A 21734-nucleotide genomic window follows, 5' to 3' on the forward strand; every position below is an offset into this window, starting at 1 on the left:
CATGACCGGGACGCAAGCCCCCGAACTGCCGACCACGGCCGGCCCTGCCATGACCGACCCCGCCCTCGTTCCCCTGCCCATCGGACGCCCGCGCGCGCCCGAGCAGGTGCGCGGAAAGCTCTACATCAAGACCCACGGGTGCCAGATGAACGAGTACGACTCGGCCAAGATGGCCGACGTGCTCGCCGCCTCCGACGGGCTGGAGCTGACCGACAACCCCGAAGAAGCCGACGTGGTGCTGGTCAACACCTGTTCCATCCGCGAGAAGGCGCAGGAGAAGGTGTTCAGCCAGCTCGGCCGGTGGAAGGCGCTGAAGGCCGGCGGCCGCGACGTCATCATCGGCGTGGGCGGTTGCGTGGCGTCGCAGGAAGGCGAGGCCATCGTCAAGCGCGCACCGTACGTTGACCTGGTGTTCGGCCCGCAGACCCTGCACCGCCTGCCGGAACTGATCCGCGCCCGCCGCGAGCAGAACAAGCCGCAGGTCGACATCAGCTTCCCCGAGATCGAGAAGTTCGACCGCCTGCCCGAGCCGCGCGCCGAGGGCCCGTCGGCGTTCGTGTCGATCATGGAAGGCTGCTCCAAGTACTGCTCGTTCTGCGTGGTGCCCTACACCCGCGGCACCGAGGTCAGCCGTCCGTTCGAGGACGTGCTGGTGGAAGTGGCGCAGCTGGCCGCGCAGGGCGTGCGCGAAATCAACCTGCTCGGGCAGAACGTCAATGCCTATCGCGGCCGCTACGCGTCTGATGAAAGCGGGGGCGACGGCGAAGTCGCCGACCTCGGCCTGCTGATCCGCACCATCGCCGAGATCGACGGCATCGGCCGCATCCGCTTCACCACCTCGCACCCGCTCGAATTCAGCGACTCCCTGGTCGATGCCTACCGCGACGTGCCGCAGCTGGCCAACTTCCTGCACCTGCCCGTGCAGGCCGGCAGCGACCGCGTGCTGTCGGCGATGAAGCGCGGCTACACCGCGCTGGAGTTCAAGCAGAAGATCCGCAAGCTGCGCGCGGTACGCCCGGACATCTCGATCAGCTCGGACTTCATCGTCGGCTTCCCCGGCGAGACCGAGGCGGATTTCGAGAAGACCATGAAGCTGATCGAGGACGTCGGCTTCGACCAGAGCTTCAGCTTCATCTATTCGCGCCGGCCCGGCACCCCGGCTGCCGACCTGGAAGACGACACCTCTGACGCGGTGAAACATGCGCGCCTGGATCGCCTGCAGCAGCACATCAACGCTCATGCGGCCGGCATCTCGCAGCGGATGGTCGGCACGGTGCAGTCGGTGCTTGTGGAAGGTCCGTCGAAGAAGAACCCGAACGAGCTGACCGGCAAGACCGAGAACATGCGCTCGGTGAACTTCCCCGCGCCTCCGCGGTTGATCGGCCAGTTCGTCGATGTGCTGATCACCGAGGCGCTGTCCAACTCGCTGCGCGGCCGCATCGTCGGCACCGACTGAGCCAAGCAACGCTAGCCGACGGCGGGCAAGGGCACGCCGTCGCGCTCGTTGTCCCAGATCATGTGGATGATCTTCCAGCCGTCCTCGCCCTTGTAGAGCTGGATGCTGTTGATGCCGCGCCGCTCAGGCACGGCGTCGCCGGGCGCGTGGCGCGCTTCGTACGCGCTCCAGACCTGCGCGATGTTGCCGAACACGCGCACTTCCCGCCCGGTCTCGACTTCAAAGAAATCCATCTGCGCCAGCAGCGCGTCGGCATTGGCGCGGTATTCCGCCAGCGAGAACGACTGCCGCCACGGCTTCCCCTGCGCATCCACACCGGTGCGGATCTGCCGGCAGTCGGGATGGAAGACCGCCGCCTGCGTGGACCAGTCGCGGGGACCGGCGGGTCCCGAGATCATGGCGTACATGGCGTCCACCACCGCACCAATCGACGCTTCGTCCATTGCCGCACTCCAGGGTCGGGATGAAGCGCCAGCCTATCAGTCCAGCCGCTTGCGGAACCGCAGGATCGCCGCCGACATCATCACCGCGGTGAAGGCCAGCAATGCCAGTACGTCCGCCCACAGCTCCCACAGGCTGGCGCCACGCAGCATCACGCCGCGGATCAGGCGCAGGAAGTGCGTCAGCGGCAGCGCTTCGGCGATCCATTGCACCACCTTCGGCATGCCCGCGAACGGAAACATGAAGCCGGACAGCAGGATCGAAGGCAGGAAGATGAAGAACGTCATCTGCATGGCCTGGAACTGCGACTGCGCGCGGGTGGAGATCAGCAGGCCCAGCGTCAGGTTGGCCACGATCAGCAGGCAGGCGGCGATGTAGACATGCAGCAGGCTGCCACCCAGCGGCACCTGGAACAGCCATGTGCCCAACGCCAGCACCACCGTCGTCTGCACCAGGCCGATGGCCACGTACGGCAACACCTTGCCGATCATCAGTTCGGCGCTGCTGACCGGCGTGGCGATCAGCAGCTCCATGTTGCCGCGCTCGCGCTCGCGCACGATGGCCACGGCGGTGAACAGCACCATGGTCATGGTCAGGATCACCCCGATCAGCCCGGGCACGATGTTCACCGCCGAGCGCCGCTGCGGGTTGTAGAAGCCGACCACGCTGATCGCGCGCGTCGCCAGCGGACCACTGCTGCCGTCCAGCGGCATCTGCGCAAGCTGGGCGGCAGCGCTCTGCACGGCGTTGTCGCTGCCGTCGACGAAGATCTGCACGGCCTCGCGACCTTCCGCGCGACGGCGTTCGTAGTCCGGCGGAATGACGATGCCGATGCTGATTTCGCCGCGGCGCATCGCATCCACCAGCTGCTGAGGCGTGGCCGCCTCCCGCGTTGGCGCGACCACGCCGGTGGCGACGATGTCCGCGACCAGCGCGCGCGACGCCGAGGTGCGGGCCTGGTCGGCGATGCCCGCGGACAGGTCGCGCAGGTTGGTGTTGATCGCGTAGCCGAACAGTAGCAGTTGCATCACCGGGATGCCGACGATCATCGCCAGGGTGATGCGGTCGCGACGCATCTGGCGGACCTCCTTCACCATCACAGCCATCAGGCGGCGCAGGTTCATGCGGCCTCCTCGCGCGCCGGCTGGCCGCGCGTGGCGGAGACAAAGACGTCCTCCAGGTTGGCCGGCGACGCCGACACCCCCGCTTCGATGCCCGCGCTCCGCAGACCCTGCGCGATGCGCGCGGCGGCATCGCCGTTCTCGGCCAGCAGTACGCGCAGCACGTTGCCGATCTGGGCCACGCTGATCACGCCCGGCAGGCCGATCAGCACCTTCTGCGCTTGCCGCGGCTGTGCGGCCTCGACGATCAGCGTGCGCCCGGCCAGCTCCCCGGTCAGTGCCTCCGGGGTGCCGTCCGCGACCAGCACGCCGCGGTCGAGGATGGCGATGCGGTGGCAGCGCTCGGCCTCATCCATGTAGTGCGTGGACACCAGCAGCGTGGTGCCTGCATCGGCCAGCTCGAACAGCTTCTCCCAGAAGTCGCGGCGCGACTCCGGATCGACCGCGCTGGTGGGTTCGTCCAGGAACAGCAGTTCCGGTTCGTGGATCACCGCGCCCGCCAGTGCAAGGCGCTGCTTCTGTCCACCGCTCATCGTGCCTGCGAGTTGCTTCTGCCGGTCCTGGAAGTGGTACTGCTCGACCAGCGCGTCGATGCGCCGACGCGCCTGCGCGCGCGGGATGTCCTGCACCGCGGCGAGAAACTCGAGGTTCTCTCGCACCGTCAGGTCCTCGAACAGCGAGAACTTCTGCGTCATGTAGCCGATGCGGGTGCGCAACGGGTCGGCCTGCTCGGGAATGCGCAAGCCCAGCACCTCGATGTCGCCGGCGCTCGGGGTCAGCAGGCCGCACAGCATGCGGATGGTGGTGGACTTGCCGGAGCCGTTCGGACCAAGGAAGCCGTAGACATTGCGTCGCGGCACGTCGAGATCGACGTCGTTCACCGCCACCAGTGCGCCGAAGCGCTTGGTCAGTCCACGGACGCGGATCGCGAGGCTCCCGTCACTGGTCGCCATCGGACACCACCTGCACTGGCGCACCGACCGGCAGGTCGGCCGCCTCCTTGCCCAGGCTGATTTCGGCCAGGTAGCTGAGCCTCGCCGCGTCCTGGCCGGTCAGCGCGAAGTACGGGGTGAAGCTGGGTTCGCTCCGGATCATCCGCACGCGGCCGCCGTACGTCTTGTCCTGGCCTTCCAGCCGTACTCGCACCGCGTCGTCGACCTTGAGCCGGTTGCGTAGCGCCTGCGGCAGGTAGACGCGCGCATAAGGTGCTTCGCCGACCAACATGACCGCCAAGGGTGCGCCGACTCCGGGCTGATCGCCGAGCTTGTACGGCAGGCTGTCGATGCGACCCGCGCGTGGCGCAACCACGTTGAGCTTGTCCAGCGTCACGGCTTGCACGCTGGCCAGCGCTTCGGCAGCCACCCATGCCGCCGCACCCTGCGCGACCTGTTCACTGCGTGTGCCGCGTTCCCGTTCCAACAACGCCGCTTGGGCCAGCCGCACCTGCGCTTGCGCGCTGTGCGACGCGGCGCGTGCGCGATCCACCTCGGACGCCGCGACCAGCTGCCGCCGCCCGAGCGGCTGCAGGCGCGCGTAGTAGGCATCGGCATCGCGCGCCTGTGCCTGCACGGCGGCGAGGCTGGCCCGCGCCTGCGCGATATCCTCGCTGCGCGGTCCGGCGCGCAGCTCCGCCAGCGCTTCGCGGCTCTGCGTGGCCTGCGCCTGCGTCGCGGCCAGTTGCGACTGCGTGCGCGTCAGTTCCAGTTGCAGCAGTGGTGTACCGGCCGCCACCTGCTGCCCTTCGCGCACGTCGATGCGGACGATCCTCTCGGCTACCGGTGACGGCAGCGTCACCCGGTCCCACTCGAGCGTACCCAGTGCCTGCGGCGCGTCCGGCGTGCACCCTGCCAGCATGAGGATCACCGCCGCCAGCGCGGCGCGTTGCAGTTCACTTCGCATGGTCCAGCTCCAGTCCGCGGTCCAGCAGCACCAGCGTGTGCCGGCGCAGGTCGTTGAAGTCGATGTCGTCCGCACCGAACAGCTGGCGCCAGATCGGCGCGCTCGCCATCGGGAACATGGTCAGCCCGATCAGCGACACCATCAGCAGGCGCGGGTCCAGGTCGGGGTTGAGCTGCCCCGCCTGCTGCGCGGCGGCGAACCGACCCGCCATCATCTTCGGCAGCATCGGGCCGACCTGGTGGATCATCGTGTCGCGCAATGCGCCGCCCTCGCAGAGGATCTCGCGCACCCACAGCGTGGGCAGCCACGGATGCCGCTCGACCACGCCGCCGATGCCATGCACGAAACCCGCCACCAGCGCGGCCACGTCGCCCTCGCCGGCCTGAATCACTGGCTCGCGCATCTGCGCCACCACCGGCAGCAGTCGCTCGGCCACCACCGCCTGCTGCAGCTGCGCCTTGTCGCCGAAGTAGTAGTGCACCAGTGCCGGCGTCACGTTGGCTTCGCTGGCGATGTCGCGCAGCGAACTGCCGGCGATGCCCTTTCTGACGAAGCAGGCCAGGGCGGCGTCGAGCAGCGTGGCGCGGAGGTCGGCCGACTCGGCGGTGGGTCGCCGGCCGCGGGCGCGCTTGCGCGGGGGGGTGGACGCCGGTTTCCTGGCGGGCGCTTCGGTCGAAAAAGGTCTGGAGGTCTTCATGGGACCATTTAATTTACTGATTAATTAAATTTCAATACCGCTCCGACGAGCGGTGCGTGATGGCTCGCGTCAGGGCCACGGGTTACGCTTCCCGCCCGCCTTGAGTTCGTCAGGAATCGCCGCCATTTCTTCCGATAGCCCGCGCCTGTGGGTGTTCACCCTGGAAGCCCGACCCCTGCCTGACAGCCCCGACTTCGTCGAGGCCGGCGGGGCCTTCGTGACCTGCTACCTGCGGCCGGGTTTCGCGCCGGACCCGATGCGCCGTGCCATCGCCTTCGTCCGCGAGCAGGGATGGGAGGTGATCTCGGTGGAGGACGAGCCGCTGCAGATCGAGCGCCACGACGCGCCCGAGGGCGAACACTTCGACCAGGCGCTGGTCGATGACGAGGTCTATGTCTTCCACCAATGGCCGGTGGACGACGCGGACGAGCAGACGCGCCACTGACCCCACGCCATGAGACATCCGCCCCACCCATGACTGCCCCCAGCACACACGAATTCACCCTGCAGCCCGAGAACGTCGAGCGCCTCGCCAACCTGGCCGGGCCGTTCGATGCGCACCTGCGCCAGATCGAACTGCGCCTGGGCGTGGAGATCGCCAACCGCGGCGCCATCTTCCGCATCACCGGGCCGGAGAAGTCCGCCGCCGCCGCCGAGAAACTGCTGCACGCGCTGTACGAGGAATCCGCCAGCGAGACCTTCGACAGCGAGGCCATCCACCTGCGCCTGAATGCGGCCAACATCGACCACGTCGCCGAGGCCGACTACGCCCCGCAGGACGTGGCCATCAAGGTCAAGCGCGGCACCGTGCGCGGCCGTGGCGCCAACCAGGCCAAGTACCTGCATGCCATCGCCACCCACGACATCAACTTCGGCATCGGCCCGGCCGGCACCGGCAAGACCTTCCTGGCCGTGGCCAGCGCGGTCGAAGCGCTGAACGAGTCGCGCGTGCAGCGGCTGATCCTGGTGCGCCCGGCGGTGGAGGCCGGCGAGAAGCTGGGCTTCCTGCCCGGCGACCTGAGCCAGAAGGTCGACCCCTACCTGCGCCCGCTGTACGACGCGCTGTACGAAATGCTCGGCGTGGAAAAGGTGGTCAAGCTGCTGGAGAAGAACGTCATCGAGATCGCGCCGCTGGCCTACATGCGCGGCCGCACGCTCAACGACGCGTTCGTGATCCTCGACGAGGCGCAGAACACCACCATCGAACAGATGAAGATGTTCCTCACCCGCATCGGCTACGGCAGCACCGCCGTGGTCACCGGCGACCTGACCCAGATCGACCTGCCCAAGCACCAGAAATCCGGCCTGAAGGACGCGCTGGAGGTGCTGCGCGGCGTGGATGGCATTTCGTTCAACTTCTTCACCAGCCGCGACGTGGTGCGTCATCCGCTGGTGGCGAAGATCGTGCGGGCTTACGATGCACGCGATGGCAAGGATGCCGAGACTGGCCCGACGGCGTAGATTCTCCTCCGCCGTCATCCCGGCGCACGCCGGGATCCATGTTGATTACCCTGTCGCGCGCCGCTCATCACCAAGCAACGGCAGAATGGATAACCGGCCATGCGGCTGGTGAAAACCCGGCACCGGCCGGAATGACGAGCAAAGAAGATGACCCAAGGCCCCGTCCGTCTCGAAGTCGCCGTCAGCTACGCGCTGCCGCGCGCCGGCATTCCGTCGGCGGTGAGTTTTCGCAAGTGGGTGGCGGCGGCGCTGGCGGGCCGCATCCGCGAGGCGGACCTGGCCATCCGCATCGTCGACAGCAAGGAAGGCCGCGCGCTCAACCGGCACTACCGTGGCCGCGATTACGCGACCAACGTGCTCAGCTTTCCGGCCGAGATGGCCGAGGGCGTCAAGCTGCCCAAGGGCGTGAAGATGCCGCTGCTCGGCGATCTGGTGATCTGCGCGCCGGTGGTCGCGCGCGAGGCGAAGGAACAGAAAAAGCCGCTGGCCGCGCACTACGCGCACATGACCGTGCACGGCGCGCTGCACCTGCTGGGCTGGGACCACGAGGACGACAAGGAGGCCGAGTGCATGGAGCAGCTCGAACGCGAGATCCTGGCCGAACTCGGCATCGCCGACCCCTATGCGGAAGACTGACGGCATGCTGCGTGTCCTGACCTTCGCGCCGCTGCTGGCGCTGTGCCTCCCGCTGCCCGCTGCCGCGCAGGAGGCGCGCCCCGATCTCGCCGGCCTGATCGAATGCCGCGGCGACCTGGCGCAGCTCGCTGCGCTGGCGCCCGCGCTGGAGGATCCGCTGAAGGCGGTGGCGCTGGGCTGGCAACCGTTGCCGCAGGCGAACATGTTCATGACCGAGTACCGCCTGGCCACGCCGATCCGCGTCTTCGGGCAGGACACGGACCACATCGCCTTCTCCGGCGGCGGCGTCGTCGCCCTGCTCGACCTGCCCGACCCACGGCCGCTGGCCAAAGAGCTGGCGCTGGAAACCGCCATCGACACGCCGGCCAAGGCGATGTTCGGCAAGGAAGTCCGCAGCGAGGACGTCCGCGACCCGGTGTCGGGCAAGGTCTGGATCGACTCGGCCGTGCTCAACGTCAGCAATGTGTCGTCCCATCCCGGCAAGACGCTGGTGGGCTGCAGCTACAGCCAGGACGTGCCCGAGGAAGGCCCGGAGGGCGACGCGCCGACGCCTGCGCCGGTCGTCCAACCGGGTTAGACTGAACACACCGCCCGGTACGGGCGACCACGCTCCCGAGATGTCCGAAGACGACAGTACCCTCGCGCCGGAAGGCTCCGACAAACCGTCGGAGAAACGGCGCACCTGGCTGGACCGCCTCAGTTCGGCGTTCTCCGGCGAACCCAGCACACGCGACGACCTGGTAGCCATCCTGCGCGACGCGCAGTCCGACGGCCTGATTGCCGGCGACACCCTGAAGATGATGGAAGGCGCCATTGCGGTCGCCGACCTGACCGTGGGCGATGTCATGGTGCCGCGCGCGCAGATGGTGTCGCTGCCGGTGGAAGCGCGCTTCCTCGATCTGATGAAGGACGTCGTGGAGTCGGGCCACTCCCGCTTCCCGGTGCATGGCGAGGACAAGGACGAGATCCTCGGCATCCTGCTGGCCAAGGACCTGCTGCGCGGCGTGGTGGCCGACAACGGCCCCGGCAGCGTGCGCGAGTTGCTGCGCCCGGCGGTGCTGATCCCCGAATCGAAGAAGCTCAACGTACTGCTGAAGGAATTCCGCCTGTCGCGCAACCACATGGCGATCGTGGTGGACGAATACGGCGGCGTGGCCGGCCTGGTCACCATCGAAGACGTGCTGGAGCAGATCGTCGGCGAGATCGACGACGAGCATGACGAAGCCGAAGACGGCGCCGCGTTGATCGCGGCGCAGGCCGACGGCCAGTTCGTGGTGGACGCGCTGACGCCCATCGCCGACTTCAACGAGCGCTTCGGCGCCGACTTCCTCGACGACGAATACGACACCGTCGGCGGGCTGATCACCGCGGCCATCGGCCACTTGCCGGAAACCGGCGAGGAACTGACGCTGGGGCGCTTCATGTTCCGCGTCGCGCGCGCCGATGCGCGCCGTGTGCACGCCTTCCATGTCGGGGTGCTGGCCGATGCGTAACGTGGCCGCGCGCCTGGCGCTGCTGGGCGCGTTGTGGCTGCTGGCGGGCAGCGCGTGGGCGGCGCCGCGGATCGGCGTGGCGACGATGGCGCCGGGCGAGGTGTTCTTCGAGCGCTTCGGCCACAACGCGATCGTCGTGGTCGATCCCGCCACGGGCGATGCCATCTCGTACAACTTCGGCTTCTTCGATCCCGGCGAAGCCGATTTCGTCGGCAACTTCGCCCGCGGCCACATGATGTATTACCTGGTCGCGCTGCCGTTCGAGCAGGACCTGATGCAGTACCGCGACAGCGGGCGCGGCGTGTCGCTGCAATGGCTGGACCTGGCACCGGCGCAGGCGCAGGCGCTGGCCGATGCGCTGGCCGAGCGGGCGAAGCCGGAGAATGCACGCTACCGCTACGACTATTTCACCTCCAACTGCTCCACCCAGGTGCGCGACGCGCTGGATGCCGCGCTCGGCGGCCGGCTGAAGTCGCAGCTCGCGGGCCGTTCGCGCGGCAACACGTTCCGCAGCGAGGCCGTGCGGCTGGCCTCGCCGGCGACCTGGATGTGGCTGGGGTTCGATCTGGGCCTCGGCCCGAGCGCGGACAAGCCGATGTCGCGCTGGGAAGAGGCGTACGTGCCGATGCGGCTGGCCGACAGCCTGCGCGAGGCGAAGAACGCCGCGGGTCGCCCGCTGGTGCAGTCGGAGATGCAGCTGCTGCCGCACCGCATCGCTGCCGAACCGGCGGAAACGCCGCGCCGATGGCTGCCCTGGCTCGGTGCCGGCGCCGTCGCGGCGCTGCTGATCGGCTTTGCCGGCCGTCGCTGGCCGCGCGCGATCGCCGCCGCGGCGTTGCCGTTCTGGCTGCTGTGCTTCGTCGCCGGTGGCGTGCTGGTCTACCTGTGGGGCTTCACCGAGCACTGGGCGGCCTGGGCCAACCGCAACCTGCTGCTGCTGAATCCGCTCTGCGTGCTGCTGATACCCGGCGCAATTTCCGTGCTGCGCCGCCGCACGCCGCCGGCCTGGTTCGGCTGGCTGATCGCTGCGGTTGCGGGCGGTGCCCTGCTTGCGTGGTTCCTGCACTGGCTGCCGTTGCGCCTGCAATACAACCAGACATGGATCGCGTTGCTGCTGCCGGTACACCTCGCGCTTGCATACGTATTCATGCCGCGACGCTTGTCGCGCTGAGCCCCGCCACGCACGATGCGGCCCTCTGCTCACCGCGAGGGTCGCATGCTCCGTCATCTCTTCACGCTCATCGTCCTGCTCACCGTCGGCACGGACCTCGCGCATGCCGCTCCGGGACCACGCGTCGCATCGCCCGATGGCACCATCGTGGTGGAATTGTCCACCGACAACGACGGCCGGCCCGCCTACGCGGTCTCGCGCAAGGGCCAGCCGGTCATCACACCGTCGCGGCTCGGCTTCCTGCTGCTGGACGCGCCCAAGTTCGAGCGCAACCTCGAGATCGTACAGCCGCGCACGCGCACGTTCGACGAGACGTGGGAACAGCCCTGGGGCGAACGCCGCTTCATCCGCAACCATTACAACGAACTGACCGTCACGCTGAAGGAGAAGGCCAAGCCGTTCCGCCGCTTCGACGTGGTGTTCCGCGTGTTCGACGACGGCGTCGGTTTCCGCTACCGCTTCCCGCAGCAGGCCGGCCTGGAGCAGGTGAAGATCAGCGAGGAGCTGACCGAGTTCTCGCTGGCGCGTGATGCCACCGCGTGGTGGATTCCCGCCGGCGAATGGAACCGCGAGGAATACCTGTACCACCGCACGCCGGTGCAGCAGGTCGGCGACGCGCAGACGCCGATCACCTTCAAGTTCGACGACGGCACCCACCTGTCGATCCATGAGGCCGCGCTGGTCGATTACAGCGGCATGAACCTGACCCGGGTGGAAGACCGCAAGCTGAAGGCCGATCTGACGCCGGGCATTGGCGAAGGCAAGGTGGTCCGCGCCGCGCCGTTCGACACGCCGTGGCGCACGCTGCTGCTGAGCGACGATGCCGCCGGCCTGGCGATGTCTTCGCTGACACTCAACCTCAACGAACCGAACGCCCTCGGCGACGTGTCGTGGGTGAAGCCGATGAAGTACGTCGGCGTGTGGTGGGAAATGCATCTGGAGCTGAAGAGCTGGGCATCAGGCCCCAAGCACGGCGCCACCAACGAGAACGTCCGCAAGCACATCGACTTCGCCGCCAAGCACGGCTTCGGCGGGGTGCTGGTGGAAGGCTGGAACGTGGGCTGGGACGGCGACTGGTTCGGCAACGGCGAGGACTTCAGCTTCACGACGTCGTATCCGGATTTCGATCTGCCCGCGCTGGCGGCCTATGCGAAATCGAAGGGTGTGGCGCTGATCGGCCATCACGAGACCTCCGGCAACGCCGCGCACTACGAGACGCAGCTGGGCGATGCCTTCGACCTGTACCAGCGCGTCGGCGTGCCGGCCGTGAAGACCGGCTACGTGGCCGATGCCAGCCAGGCCAAGGTCACCGGCACCGACGGCAAGCGTCACTACGCCTGGCACGAAGGCCAGGACATGGCGCGCCATCACCTGAAGGTGGTGACGGAAGCGGCGAAGCGCCGCATCTCGGTCAATCCGCACGAGCCGATCAAGGACAGCGGCCTGCGCCGCACCTATCCGAACTGGATCACCCGCGAGGGCGCGCGAGGCATGGAGTTCAGCGCCTGGGGCCAGCCCGGCAATCCGCCGGAGCATGAGGCCAACCTGGTGTTCACCCGCCTGCTGGCCGGCCCGATGGACTACACGCCCGGCATCTTCGGCATGAAGACGCGCTCCACCGACGGCATCGCCACTACCTGGGCCAAGCAGTTGTCGCTGTACGTGGTGATCTACAGCCCGCTGCAGATGGCGGCCGACCTGCTGGAGAACTACGAGAAGAACCCCGCGCCGTTCCAGTTCATCAAGGACGTGCCGGTGGACTGGGACGACACCCGCGTGCTGAACGGCGAAGTCGGCGACTACGTGACCATCGCGCGCAAGGAGCGCGGTGGCGCCAACTGGTACCTCGGCGCGCTGACCGACGAGGAGGGCCGCACGCTGGAGGTGCCGCTGTCGTTCCTCGACGAGGGCCGCCGCTACACCGCCCAGATCTACCGCGACGGCGACAAGGCGAACTGGAAGACCGCGCCGCAGGACATCGTGATCGAGGAGCGCGCGGTGAGCCGCGGCGACACGCTGACGCTGAAGCTGGCACCGGGCGGCGGACAGGCGATCCGTTTCGTGGCGCAGTGATGTGAATCTGGTTGTGGGAGCGACGTAAGTCGCGAACAGATGGTGACGCGTCCAAGGCGCGCCATCGCGACTGACGTCGCTCCCACACCTGCATCCGACTTGTCGGATACGGGTCTTCTGGCGCACGATCCACGCCATGAATGACCTCGCCGCCATCGATAGCAAACCCGCCCTGCCCACGTGCGTCATCAACTGCGTGGTCTACGACCAGGGCGGCAAGCGGCGCGACATCGGGCTGGACGAGATCAGCGACGTCCTCGCCGTCGACGACGGCAGCTTCATCTGGGTGGGCCTGTACGAACCGGCCGACACGATCCTGGACAAGCTGCAGGAAGAATTCTGCCTGCATGATCTGGCCGTGGAAGACGCCCAGAACGCGCACCAGCGGCCGAAACTGGAGGCCTACGGCAATTCGTTGTTCCTGGCCGTGCACACGGCGCAGGTGGTGGATGACCGCATCCGCTTCGGCGAGACCCATGCCTTCCTCGGCCCGCGCTATCTGGTGACGGTGCGCCACGGCGCCTCGCTGTCGTACGCGCCGGTGCGCGAACGCGTGCAGCGCGAAGCCGAGCTACTGGCGCTCGGTCCGTCATATGGCCTGTACGCGGTGCTGGACTATGTCGTGGACAACTACCGGCCCATCATCGACCAGTACAAGCAGACGCTGGACGCGCTGGAGAAGGACATCTTCGCCGACACCTACCGGCGGGTGACGGTGGTGAAGCTGTACGAACTGAAGCGCGAACTGACCCAGATGCGGCTGGCGGTGGCGCCGCTACAGGACGTGCTGGCGCAGCTGACGCGCTCGCAGAGCGTGCTGATTCCGGAAGAAGTGCGGCTGTACTTCCGCGACGTGCAGGACCATGTGCTGCGCGTCAACGAATACACCGACACCCTGCGCGAGATGCTGACCACCGCGCTCAGCGTGAACCTGTCGCTGGTGACGCTGGCGCAGGGCGAGATCGTCAAGCGGCTGGGCGCCTGGGCCGCCCTGCTCGCCGCGCCCACCCTCATCACCAGTTGGTACGGCATGAACTTCGAGCACATGCCGGAGCTCGACGGACGCTTCGCCTACCCCATCCTCATCGCCGGCGTGGCGCTGGCCTGTTTCGGGCTGTATCGGCTGTTCAAGCGCTCGCGCTGGCTCTGAGCCTCCGCACCGGACTGCGACCAAAGTCGAAGGCCGAATCCAGCATTACGGATTGACCGGCTACCCGCATGGGGGGACCCTTGTGGCGACTTGTCGGAGGGTTACCGAATGAACGGTTTTTCCAAGATCGGCTGGGCGGCGCTCGCGCTGCTCGGCGCGGTATGCCTGGGCGTGGTGGCGTTGCGCCAGGGCGAACAGATCAGTGCGTTGTGGATCGTCGTGGCGGCGGTGTCCATCTACCTGGTCGCCTACCGCTACTACAGCCTGTACATCGCGAAGAACGTGATGGGGCTGGACCCGACCCGGGCCACGCCGGCGCACATCAACAACGATGGCCTGGATTACGTGCCCACCAACAAGCACGTGCTGTTCGGCCACCACTTCGCCGCCATCGCCGGCGCCGGCCCGCTGGTCGGGCCCGTGCTCGCCGCGCAGATGGGTTACCTGCCCGGCATGCTGTGGCTGATCGTGGGCGTGGTGCTGGCGGGCGCGGTGCAGGACTTCATGGTCCTGTTCATCTCCAGCCGCCGCAACGGCCGTTCGCTCGGTGACCTGGTCCGCGAGGAAATGGGCCAGGTGGCCGGCACCATCGCGCTGTTCGGCGCGTTCCTGATCATGATCATCATCCTGGCGGTGCTGGCGATGATCGTGGTGAAGGCGCTGGCCGAAAGCCCGTGGGGCATGTTCACCGTGATCGCCACCATGCCCATCGCCATCCTGATGGGCGTCTACATGCGCTACATCCGGCCCGGCAAGATCGGCGAGATCTCGGTGGTCGGCATCGTCCTGCTGCTGCTGGCCATCTGGTTCGGCGGCAAGGTCGGCGCGCATCCCACCTGGGGCCCGGCCTTCACCTTCACCGGCACGCAGATCACCTGGATGCTGATCGGCTACGGCTTCGTCGCGGCGGTGCTGCCGGTGTGGCTGCTGCTGGCACCGCGCGACTACCTGTCCACCTTCCTCAAGATCGGTGTGATCGTTGCGCTGGCGATCGGCATCGTCATCGCCAGCCCGGAAGTGACCTCGCTGAAGATGCCGGCCTTCACCGAGTTCGCCGCGAGCGGCGACGGCCCGGTCTGGAAGGGCGGGCTGTTCCCGTTCCTGTTCATCACCATCGCCTGCGGCGCGGTATCGGGCTTCCACGCGCTGATCAGCTCGGGCACCACGCCCAAGCTGCTGGCCAACGAAACGCACATCCGCTACATCGGTTACGGCGGCATGCTGATGGAGTCGTTCGTGGCGATCATGGCGCTGGTGGCCGCGTCGATCCTGGACCCGGGCATCTACTTCGCGATGAACAGCCCGGCCGCGGTACTCGGCACCGACGTGCAGAGCGCGGCGGCGGCGGTCAGCAACATGGGCTTCGTGATCACGCCGGAGGCGCTGGAACTGAAGGCGCAGCAGATCGGCGAGCACAGCATCATCTCGCGCGCCGGTGGCGCACCGACACTGGCGGTCGGCATCGCGGTGATCCTGCACGACGCCCTGCCCGGTGGCGACGCGATGATGGCGTTCTGGTACCACTTCGCCATCCTGTTCGAGGCGCTGTTCATCCTGACCGCGGTGGATGCCGGCACGCGCGCCGGCCGCTTCATGCTGCAGGACCTGCTGGGCAACTTCATTCCGCCGCTGCGCAAGACCGATTCCTGGGGTGCGAACGTCATCGGCACGGCCGGCTGCGTCGCGCTGTGGGGCTACTTCCTGTACCAGGGCGTGGTGGATCCGCTGGGCGGCATCAACACGCTGTGGCCGCTGTTCGGCATCGCCAACCAGATGCTGGCCGGCATTGCGCTGATGTTGTGCACGGTGGTGCTGTTCAAGATGAAGCGAGACCGCTATGCGTGGGTCACCATCGTGCCCGCCGTGTGGCTGCTCATCTGCACCACCTACGCCGGTCTGATCAAGATCTTCGACAGCAACCCGGCGGTCGGCTTCGTGGCGCAGGCGAAGAAGTACCAGGCCGCCATCGCCGACGGCCAGCTGCTCGGCGCCGCCAAGAGCATGGGCCAGATGCACCAGGTGGTGGTGAACAGTTACGTCAACACCGCGCTGACGGTGCTGTTCCTGTTCGTGGTGTTCAGCGTGCTGTTCTACGCCGTGCGTGCGATCGCCAAGGCGCGCGCCAGCAGCGCGCGCACGGATCGCGAGACGCCGTACGTGGCGTTGAGCGAGGAACAGCAGAAGGTCTGGCTGTAAGGCCATGGGTACCGACCTCGTCCCGCTCTCGCACTTCGCCGCACACAAGCGTGTGTGGCGAAGGCTGGTGCAGACGGCACGGCTGTGCTGCGGCGTGCCGGACTACGACAACTACGTCCGGCACGTGCTGGAGAAGCATCCCGACCGCGAACCGATGGACTACAAGACCTTCTTCCGCGAACGGCAGGAAGCACGGTTCGGCGGCAGGAGCGGGTTCCGCTGCTGCTGAGCAATCAGGGAATCCGGAACGAAAAAGGGCGAAGCCATCGGCTTCGCCCTTTTTTATTGGGCCCTTGTAGGAGCGACGTGAGTCGCGACGTTGAGGTTTCCGGTCGCGACTGACGTCGCTCCTACAGAAAAACGTGCGCCAGCCCTACCCCGCCATGCCGCGCAGCACGATGCCGGTGATGTACGCGCAGTACGTACCCAGTGCATAGCCGAACACCGCCAGCAGCACCGCCACCGGCGCAAGCGACGGGTGGAATGCACTGGCGACCACCGGCGCCGATGCCGCCGCGCCGATGTTGGCCTGCGATCCCACGGCAGCGAAGAACAGCGGCGCCTTGATCAGCTTGGCCACGATGAAGAGCAGCAGGCCGTGCGTCAGGATCCAGATCGCGCCCAGCAGGAACAGCCACGGTTTGTCGACCAGCGCCTTCAGGTCCATGTGCATGCCGATGGTGGCGATCAGCACGTACAGCATGGCGGTGCCGACCTTCGATGCACCGGCGCCCTCCATCTGCCGGGCACGGGTGAAGCTGAGCAGCAATCCGACCGTGGTGGCGATCACCACCATCCAGAAGAACGTGGAGGTCAGGCTGAAGTCTTCCAGCCGCCATTCCGCCGGCAGGGTCTTGATCCACTCGACCAGCGGCGTGGCCAGGAAGTGCGCCAGGCCGGTCGTACCCAGGCCGATGCCCAGGATGATCATCAGGTCGGTCAACGTGGGATTGCGTGCGTGCTGCGCGTGGTAGCTCTCCATGCGCTGGCGCAGGTCGTCGATGACGGTGGTGTCGGCCCCCATCCAGCGGTCGATCTTGGCGGCGCGCGGGATCAGGAACAGCAGGAAGGCCATCCACACGTTCGCAACCAGAATGTCGACTGCGACGAACTGGCCGAACAAGGTGGAATCGACCGCGAACACTTCCTTCATCGCCGCCTGGTTGGCGCCGCCGCCGATCCAGCTGCCGGCGAGCGTGGCCATGCCGCTCCAGGTATCACCGCCCACGGTCTCCGGATGGATGATGCCCAACGCGAGGAACGACACTACCGCACCCAACATCACGCCCACGGTACCCGTCAGGAACATGATGATCGCCTTCGGTCCCAGCCGCAGGATGGCGACCAGGTCGATGGCGATGCAGAACAGCGCCAGCGAACTGGGTAGCATGTAGTCGCGCGCCATCGCGTACAGGCCGGACGCATTGCCATCGATCAGGCCGACGCTGTTGTAGATCGCCGGCAGCAGATAGCACATCAGCAGCGCCGGCACGACGGCGTAAAACTTCTTCCAGGCGCCGGCCGGGCGCGAGGCGCCCCAGAACACGAACGCCAGTGTGGCAGCGAGCAGGCCCATCACGACGGCGTCGTTCTGGATCAGCGCGGTGGATGGTGCGGTGGCTTCGATCGCCATCGATCAGGACTCCCCTGCGAACTTCGGAAAAGACGATGGCCGGCGCACGGCCGGCCATCGGATAACGCTCAGCGGCCGATATGCTGCTTCAGCCAGGCGTTGACGGTGTCGTGCCACAGGATGCTGTTCTGCGGCTTGAGCACCCAGTGGTTCTCGTCCGGGAAGTACAGCAGCTTGGAATCGATGCCCTTGCGCTGCAGCGCGGTGAACGTGGACAGGCCCTGGTCGACCGGCACGCGGTAGTCCTTCTCGCCCTGCACCACCAGCATCGGCACGCGCCAGTTGGCGACATGATTCACCGGATTGAACTTTTCATAGTTCTGCGGCTTGTCGAACGGCGTGCCGCCGTTCTCCCATTCGGTGAACCACAGCTCTTCGGTGACGTAGCCCATCGAACGGGTGTCGAACACGCCATCGTGGTTGACCAGGCACTTCCACGGCTCGTTCCAGTTGCCGGCGATCCAGTTGACCATGTAGCCGCCGTAGCTGGCGCCCAGCGCGCAGGCCTTGTCGCCGTCGAGGAACGTGTACTTCTGCTGCGCTGCCGCCCAGCCCTTCTGCAGGTCTTCCAGCGGACGGTCGCCCCAGTGCTGGCTGATCGCATCGGTGAAGGCCTGGCCGTAGCCGGTGGAGCCGTGGAAGTCGATCATCACCACCGCGTAGCCTTGGCCGGCATAGGTCTGCGGATTCCAGCGATAGCTCCAGCCGTTGCCGAAGCTGCCCTGCGGACCGCCGTGGATCAGGAACGCGACCGGATACTTCTGTCCTTCCACGTAGTCGTGCGGCTTGACCACGTAACCGTGCACGGTCTCGTTGTTCCAGCCGGTGAAGGTGAACTGTTCGAAATCGCCGAACGACACGTCCCTCAGCACCTCACCGGCGCTTGGCGTGATGGCGCGCAGCGGCGCGCCGGCCACCGTGGTGGTGAACAACTGGTCGCCGCTCTTCAGCGAGTTGCGGGTGAAGGCCAGCGTGTCGCCGGCCAGGTCGAACGCCGAGATGCTGCCCTCGCCCACCACCTGCTTCACCGCACCGCTGACGACATCGACGGCGAACAGCGGATGCTGGCCGACGTCCTGCGCGCTGGTGTAGATGGTGCCGCCGTCCTCCGACAGCACGATGCCGTCGGCAGAACGATCCCACGACGGTGCGATCTCGCGCACCTGCTGCGTGGCCAGATCCATCGCCATCAAACCCAGGCGATCCGCTTCGAAACCCGGGCGCTTCATCGCCCGGTAGTACAGCGTCTTGCCGTCGGCGCTGAACACCGGCCCGGTGTCCCAGGCGGGATTGGCGGCCGTCAGGTTGACCGGCGCACCGCTGCCATCCGCGGCGATCTTGTAAAGGTCGAAGTTGGTCGACCACGCCTCGCCCTTGCCCGCCACGCGGATCGCGGCGACGACCGCACCGCCATCCGGCGACCACGTGTACTCGTCCGCGCCGCCGAACGGCTTGGATGGCGCATCACCGTCAATCGTGTCCGTCAGCGACGTTGCCGTGGCGACCGGCTTGCCCTTGCCTTCCGGCAGCGCGGCCACGAACAGGCGGCTGCGGCGGCCGTCGGCCCAAGTGTCCCAGTGGCGCACGAACAGGCCGTCGTAGATCACGCCGGTGCTCTTCTTCGCGGCGGTGTCGTCGAGCTTCTTCTTCGTGCAAGCGAAGTCGGCCTTGCAGTCGGCGAAGGTGTCGGTGCTGAACAGCACACGGGTGCCGTCCGGCGACAGCTTGTAGCTGGCCACGTCCAGCGCGAAATCGGTCAGCTGGCGCGGCGTGCCGCCGGCGACCGGCTGCGCATACAGCTGCTGCGTGCCGGACTTGGCGCTGAGGAAGTAGACCGTGCTGCCGTCCGGCGAGAACGCCGGCGAGTTGACGCTCCAGCCTTCCGGCGTCAACCGCTTCGGCGGCGCCATGTCGCGGGTCCGCAGGTTGCGGATCCACAGGCTGCTGCTGGCCTTGACCACGTCCGCATCGACGATGCGCTTGGCGAACACGACCGTGCCGCCATCCGGCGACAGCACCGGCGAGGACACGCGGTCCAGCTTCTGCAGGTCGCGCACGTCCAGGCCACGCGCGTGGGCCAGCGACGGCAGCGCCGCCAGCAGGCAGAGGGGCAACAGGGCGGATTTCAGCTTCATCCGGGGCTCCGGCAACAGGGAAACCCCGATGGTAGGCGCTAAGCGCGCCGCGGCGCAAAGGCGTCAGGTCACGCCTTTGCGCCCTCTGCCGGTTCAGCGCGGGCCGGGCTCCACGTCGCCCAGGGCCTTCGCCTTGGCCCCGGTGCGGTAGAGCAGCCAGCCGACGATGGCCAGCACCACCAGCCCGACAATCTCGCCCTGCTGGAAGATCTCCGGCAGCACCAGCACGTCGCGGTCCTTGGTGGCGTAGATGGCCACGCCCACCGCGATGCCCATCAGGGCTTCGCCGGTGATCAGGCCGGCGGCGAACAGCGTGCCCGGGCGGTGCAGACGGTCGCGCGCCTCCTCGTCCTTCGTGCCGACCATGCCGTGGCGCTTCTCGACCAGGTAGGCCAGCAGGCCGCCCAGGAAGATCGGCACCATCAGTTCCAGCGGCAGGTAGATGCCGATGGCCGCGGCCAGCACGGGCACGCGGAAGCTGCTGCCCTTGGCCTTCAACGTCTCGTCGATCGCGATGATGATCGCGCCGATCACCGCACCGATGCCGATGATGCCCCACGGCAGCTCGCCACCGAACAGGCCCTTGGCCACCGACGCCATCAGCGTGGCCTGCGGGGCGGACAGCGGATTGGGATGCTCGGCCGTCGGTGCGCCGATGCCGTAGGCCTCGGACAGGATGTTCAGCACCGGCGCCATGATCAGCGCGCAGGAGAACGCGCCGATGCCCAGCATCAGCTGCTGCTTCCACGGCGTGGCACCGACGATGTAACCCGCCTTGAGATCCTGCAGGTTGTCGCCGCCCACCGCCGCGGCGCAGCACACCACCGCGCCGATCATGATCGCGGCCACCGCGCCCAGCGGCGCGCCACCGGCGCCGACCGCCATGCGTCCGCTTTCGCCCAGCAGCAGCAACAGCACCACCGAGGCGAACAGGATGGTGGCGATGGTGATGCCCGACACCGGATTGTTGGACGAACCGACCAGGCCGGCGAGGTAGGCCGACACCGAGACGAACAGGAAGCCGGCCACGATCATGATGATCGCCATCGGGATGCTGACGTGCCACATGCCCACGATGGCCTGGTACAGCAGCAGCAGCGGCAGCACGAACACCACCAGCGCCACCAGCATCCACTTCATCGGCAGGTCGCGGTCGGTCTCGGCGACCTCGGCGCCGCCGGAGCCGGCACGCGCGGCGGCGATGCCGCTCTTCACGCCCGACAGCAGCGACTTGCGCAGCGAGAACAGCGTCCACACGCCACCGATCAGCATGGCGCCCACGCCCAGGTAGCGGATCTTGGCCGACCAGATGGCGCCGGCCACGTCTTCCGCACCCGCACCGGCGATGCTCTGCGCCAGCGCCGGATCGGTGCCGAGGAAGGCCATGTGGTACAGCGGAATGGCGATGTGCCAGGACAGGATGCTGCCCGAAAGCACCACGATGCCGATGTTCAGGCCGACGATGTAGCCCACGCCGAGCAGGGCCGGCGACAGGTTCGTGCCCATGTAGCCGAGGTACTTGCCGAAGAAGCCCGCACCCGCCGCGGTATCGGGGATCAGCCGCATGCCGCTGTGCGCGGCGACCTTCAGCACGGCGCCGATGGCGGCGGAAAACGCGAGGATCTTCAGGCCGGGGCCGGGATTCTCGCCGGCCTTCAGCACTTCGGCAGCGGCCTTGCCTTCGGGGAACGGCAGCGGGTCTTCGACGATCATCGAGCGGCGCAGCGGCACCGAGAACAGCACGCCCAGCAGGCCGCCGAGACCGGCGATGGCCAACACCCAGGAATACTGGAAGTCCTGCCAGTAGCCCAGGATGATCAGCGCGGGGATGGTGAAGATGACGCCTGCCGCGATCGACGAGCCGGCCGACGCGCCGGTCTGCACGATGTTGTTCTCCAGGATCGTGCCGCCGCCCAGCAGGCGCAGCACGCCCATCGAGACGACGGCCGCCGGGATGGCGGTGGCCACGGTCAGGCCGGCGAACAGGCCCAGGTAGGCGTTGGCGGCCGACAGCACGACGGCCAGCACGATGGCCAGCACGACGGCGCGGAAAGTGAGTTGCGGGGTCCCCGGCGGAGTCATTGCGTGTTCCCGAAAGGCGGAAAGCCGACACGCTAGCCTTCGCTGCGCGGCAAGTCCAGCCGGAGCGGTGCATCCCGGGGCGCTCGCTAT

At 67.4% G+C, this 21734-nt stretch carries 19 protein-coding genes; 11 read left to right on the plus strand and 8 right to left on the minus strand.

Annotated features, from left to right (window positions below; all coding sequences use genetic code 11):
- Window positions 1–49 precede the first annotated feature (49 nt).
- Window positions 50–1456 carry a tRNA (N6-isopentenyl adenosine(37)-C2)-methylthiotransferase MiaB gene (gene miaB, locus MMG85_RS06215; protein WP_241045376.1) on the plus strand — a complete coding sequence of 469 codons (1407 nt, stop codon included), beginning with the start codon at window positions 50–52 and terminating at the stop codon, window positions 1454–1456.
- 11 nt (window positions 1457–1467) lie between these two features.
- Here miaB and MMG85_RS06220 read toward each other — a convergent pair whose 3' ends face one another.
- The 5 genes from MMG85_RS06220 to MMG85_RS06240 are packed head-to-tail and all read right to left on the minus strand — an operon-like array spanning window position 1468 to window position 5614.
- Window positions 1468–1899, minus strand: coding sequence for a nuclear transport factor 2 family protein (locus tag MMG85_RS06220; RefSeq protein WP_241045249.1), 432 nt, complete (start codon window positions 1897–1899; stop codon window positions 1468–1470).
- Between the two features lie 36 nt (window positions 1900–1935).
- Window positions 1936–3021, minus strand: a complete 1086-nt coding sequence (locus MMG85_RS06225) for an ABC transporter permease (protein ID WP_241045250.1) — start codon at window positions 3019–3021, stop codon at window positions 1936–1938.
- Window positions 3018–3944 carry an ABC transporter ATP-binding protein gene (locus tag MMG85_RS06230; protein WP_241045377.1) on the minus strand — a complete coding sequence of 309 codons (927 nt, stop codon included), beginning with the start codon at window positions 3942–3944 and terminating at the stop codon, window positions 3018–3020. Before MMG85_RS06230 ends, MMG85_RS06225 begins: the two co-directional genes overlap by 4 nt.
- 13 nt (window positions 3945–3957) lie before the next feature.
- Window positions 3958–4917 carry an HlyD family efflux transporter periplasmic adaptor subunit gene (locus tag MMG85_RS06235; protein ID WP_241045251.1) on the minus strand — a complete coding sequence of 320 codons (960 nt, stop codon included), beginning with the start codon at window positions 4915–4917 and terminating at the stop codon, window positions 3958–3960.
- A complete protein-coding gene (locus MMG85_RS06240) occupies window positions 4907–5614 on the minus strand; it encodes a TetR/AcrR family transcriptional regulator (protein ID WP_241045252.1) in 708 nt (235 codons plus the stop codon). Before MMG85_RS06240 ends, MMG85_RS06235 begins: the two co-directional genes overlap by 11 nt.
- 100 nt (window positions 5615–5714) lie before the next feature.
- On the opposite strand from MMG85_RS06240, the gene MMG85_RS06245 reads away from it, so the two are divergent.
- The 10 genes from MMG85_RS06245 to MMG85_RS06290 all read left to right on the plus strand — a co-directional run bounded on the left by MMG85_RS06245 (window position 5715) and on the right by MMG85_RS06290 (window position 16023).
- A complete protein-coding gene (locus tag MMG85_RS06245) occupies window positions 5715–6059 on the plus strand; it encodes a hypothetical protein (protein ID WP_241045253.1) in 345 nt (114 codons plus the stop codon).
- A gap of 29 nt (window positions 6060–6088) precedes the next feature.
- Complete coding sequence (locus tag MMG85_RS06250; RefSeq protein WP_241045254.1) at window positions 6089–7075, plus strand: PhoH family protein; 987 nt, start codon at window positions 6089–6091, stop codon at window positions 7073–7075.
- Window positions 7076–7222: 147 nt separating this feature from the next.
- Window positions 7223–7711 carry an rRNA maturation RNase YbeY gene (ybeY, locus tag MMG85_RS06255; RefSeq protein ID WP_241045255.1) on the plus strand — a complete coding sequence of 163 codons (489 nt, stop codon included), beginning with the start codon at window positions 7223–7225 and terminating at the stop codon, window positions 7709–7711.
- A 4-nt stretch (window positions 7712–7715) separates the two neighbouring features.
- The gene (locus MMG85_RS06260; RefSeq protein WP_241045256.1) at window positions 7716–8288 is read left to right on the plus strand and encodes a hypothetical protein; all 573 of its coding nucleotides are present in this window, start codon (window positions 7716–7718) and stop codon (window positions 8286–8288) included.
- Window positions 8289–8328: 40 nt separating this feature from the next.
- Window positions 8329–9204 carry a transporter associated domain-containing protein gene (locus tag MMG85_RS06265; protein ID WP_241045257.1) on the plus strand — a complete coding sequence of 292 codons (876 nt, stop codon included), beginning with the start codon at window positions 8329–8331 and terminating at the stop codon, window positions 9202–9204.
- Complete coding sequence (locus MMG85_RS06270) at window positions 9197–10375, plus strand: DUF4105 domain-containing protein (RefSeq protein WP_241045258.1); 1179 nt, start codon at window positions 9197–9199, stop codon at window positions 10373–10375. Before MMG85_RS06265 ends, MMG85_RS06270 begins: the two co-directional genes overlap by 8 nt.
- A 45-nt stretch (window positions 10376–10420) precedes the next feature.
- Window positions 10421–12448 carry a glycoside hydrolase family 97 protein gene (locus MMG85_RS06275; protein ID WP_241045259.1) on the plus strand — a complete coding sequence of 676 codons (2028 nt, stop codon included), beginning with the start codon at window positions 10421–10423 and terminating at the stop codon, window positions 12446–12448.
- 136 nt (window positions 12449–12584) lie between these two features.
- Entirely contained in the window at window positions 12585–13598 is a 1014-nt protein-coding gene (gene corA / locus MMG85_RS06280; protein ID WP_241045260.1) for a magnesium/cobalt transporter CorA, read from the plus strand.
- A 108-nt stretch (window positions 13599–13706) separates the two neighbouring features.
- Window positions 13707–15794: a carbon starvation CstA family protein gene (locus tag MMG85_RS06285; RefSeq protein ID WP_241045261.1), complete on the plus strand. Its 2088-nt coding sequence runs from the start codon at window positions 13707–13709 to the stop codon at window positions 15792–15794.
- 4 nt (window positions 15795–15798) lie between these two features.
- Entirely contained in the window at window positions 15799–16023 is a 225-nt protein-coding gene (locus tag MMG85_RS06290; protein WP_055936189.1) for a CstA-like transporter-associated (seleno)protein, read from the plus strand.
- Between the two features lie 144 nt (window positions 16024–16167).
- On the opposite strand, the gene MMG85_RS06295 is transcribed toward MMG85_RS06290, so the two are convergent.
- The 3 genes from MMG85_RS06295 to MMG85_RS06305 all read right to left on the minus strand — a co-directional run bounded on the left by MMG85_RS06295 (window position 16168) and on the right by MMG85_RS06305 (window position 21644).
- Window positions 16168–17427 carry a DUF819 family protein gene (locus MMG85_RS06295; RefSeq protein WP_241045262.1) on the minus strand — a complete coding sequence of 420 codons (1260 nt, stop codon included), beginning with the start codon at window positions 17425–17427 and terminating at the stop codon, window positions 16168–16170.
- Between the two features lie 68 nt (window positions 17428–17495).
- Window positions 17496–19562 (minus strand): S9 family peptidase, encoded by a 2067-nt coding sequence (locus MMG85_RS06300; protein WP_241045263.1) that lies wholly within the window; start codon window positions 19560–19562, stop codon window positions 17496–17498.
- 93 nt (window positions 19563–19655) lie between these two features.
- Window positions 19656–21644 (minus strand): oligopeptide transporter, OPT family, encoded by a 1989-nt coding sequence (locus tag MMG85_RS06305; RefSeq protein ID WP_241045264.1) that lies wholly within the window; start codon window positions 21642–21644, stop codon window positions 19656–19658.
- Window positions 21645–21734 lie beyond the last annotated feature (90 nt).

Origin of the sequence: Pseudoxanthomonas sp. LH2527 (assembly GCF_022539275.1) — a bacterium.
In the GTDB taxonomy this organism is placed as follows: domain Bacteria; phylum Pseudomonadota; class Gammaproteobacteria; order Xanthomonadales; family Xanthomonadaceae; genus Pseudoxanthomonas_A.

What these genes read in the sequence shown, in the direction of transcription:
- MMG85_RS06220 (WP_241045249.1), bottom strand. Translation starts at nt 1,899, where the DNA reads ATGGACGAAGCGTCGATTGGTGCGGTGGTGGACGCCATGTACGCCATG.
- ybeY (WP_241045255.1), top strand. Translation starts at nt 7,223, where the DNA reads ATGACCCAAGGCCCCGTCCGTCTCGAAGTCGCCGTCAGCTACGCGCTG.
- MMG85_RS06250 (WP_241045254.1), top strand. Translation starts at nt 6,089, where the DNA reads ATGACTGCCCCCAGCACACACGAATTCACCCTGCAGCCCGAGAACGTC.
- MMG85_RS06290 (WP_055936189.1), top strand. Translation starts at nt 15,799, where the DNA reads ATGGGTACCGACCTCGTCCCGCTCTCGCACTTCGCCGCACACAAGCGT.
- MMG85_RS06240 (WP_241045252.1), bottom strand. Translation starts at nt 5,614, where the DNA reads ATGAAGACCTCCAGACCTTTTTCGACCGAAGCGCCCGCCAGGAAACCG.
- MMG85_RS06305 (WP_241045264.1), bottom strand. Translation starts at nt 21,644, where the DNA reads ATGACTCCGCCGGGGACCCCGCAACTCACTTTCCGCGCCGTCGTGCTG.
- MMG85_RS06235 (WP_241045251.1), bottom strand. Translation starts at nt 4,917, where the DNA reads ATGCGAAGTGAACTGCAACGCGCCGCGCTGGCGGCGGTGATCCTCATG.
- MMG85_RS06285 (WP_241045261.1), top strand. Translation starts at nt 13,707, where the DNA reads ATGAACGGTTTTTCCAAGATCGGCTGGGCGGCGCTCGCGCTGCTCGGC.
- MMG85_RS06260 (WP_241045256.1), top strand. Translation starts at nt 7,716, where the DNA reads ATGCTGCGTGTCCTGACCTTCGCGCCGCTGCTGGCGCTGTGCCTCCCG.
- miaB (WP_241045376.1), top strand. Translation starts at nt 50, where the DNA reads ATGACCGACCCCGCCCTCGTTCCCCTGCCCATCGGACGCCCGCGCGCG.
- MMG85_RS06265 (WP_241045257.1), top strand. Translation starts at nt 8,329, where the DNA reads ATGTCCGAAGACGACAGTACCCTCGCGCCGGAAGGCTCCGACAAACCG.
- MMG85_RS06270 (WP_241045258.1), top strand. Translation starts at nt 9,197, where the DNA reads ATGCGTAACGTGGCCGCGCGCCTGGCGCTGCTGGGCGCGTTGTGGCTG.
- MMG85_RS06300 (WP_241045263.1), bottom strand. Translation starts at nt 19,562, where the DNA reads ATGAAGCTGAAATCCGCCCTGTTGCCCCTCTGCCTGCTGGCGGCGCTG.
- MMG85_RS06295 (WP_241045262.1), bottom strand. Translation starts at nt 17,427, where the DNA reads ATGGCGATCGAAGCCACCGCACCATCCACCGCGCTGATCCAGAACGAC.
- MMG85_RS06275 (WP_241045259.1), top strand. Translation starts at nt 10,421, where the DNA reads ATGCTCCGTCATCTCTTCACGCTCATCGTCCTGCTCACCGTCGGCACG.
- MMG85_RS06225 (WP_241045250.1), bottom strand. Translation starts at nt 3,021, where the DNA reads ATGAACCTGCGCCGCCTGATGGCTGTGATGGTGAAGGAGGTCCGCCAG.
- corA (WP_241045260.1), top strand. Translation starts at nt 12,585, where the DNA reads ATGAATGACCTCGCCGCCATCGATAGCAAACCCGCCCTGCCCACGTGC.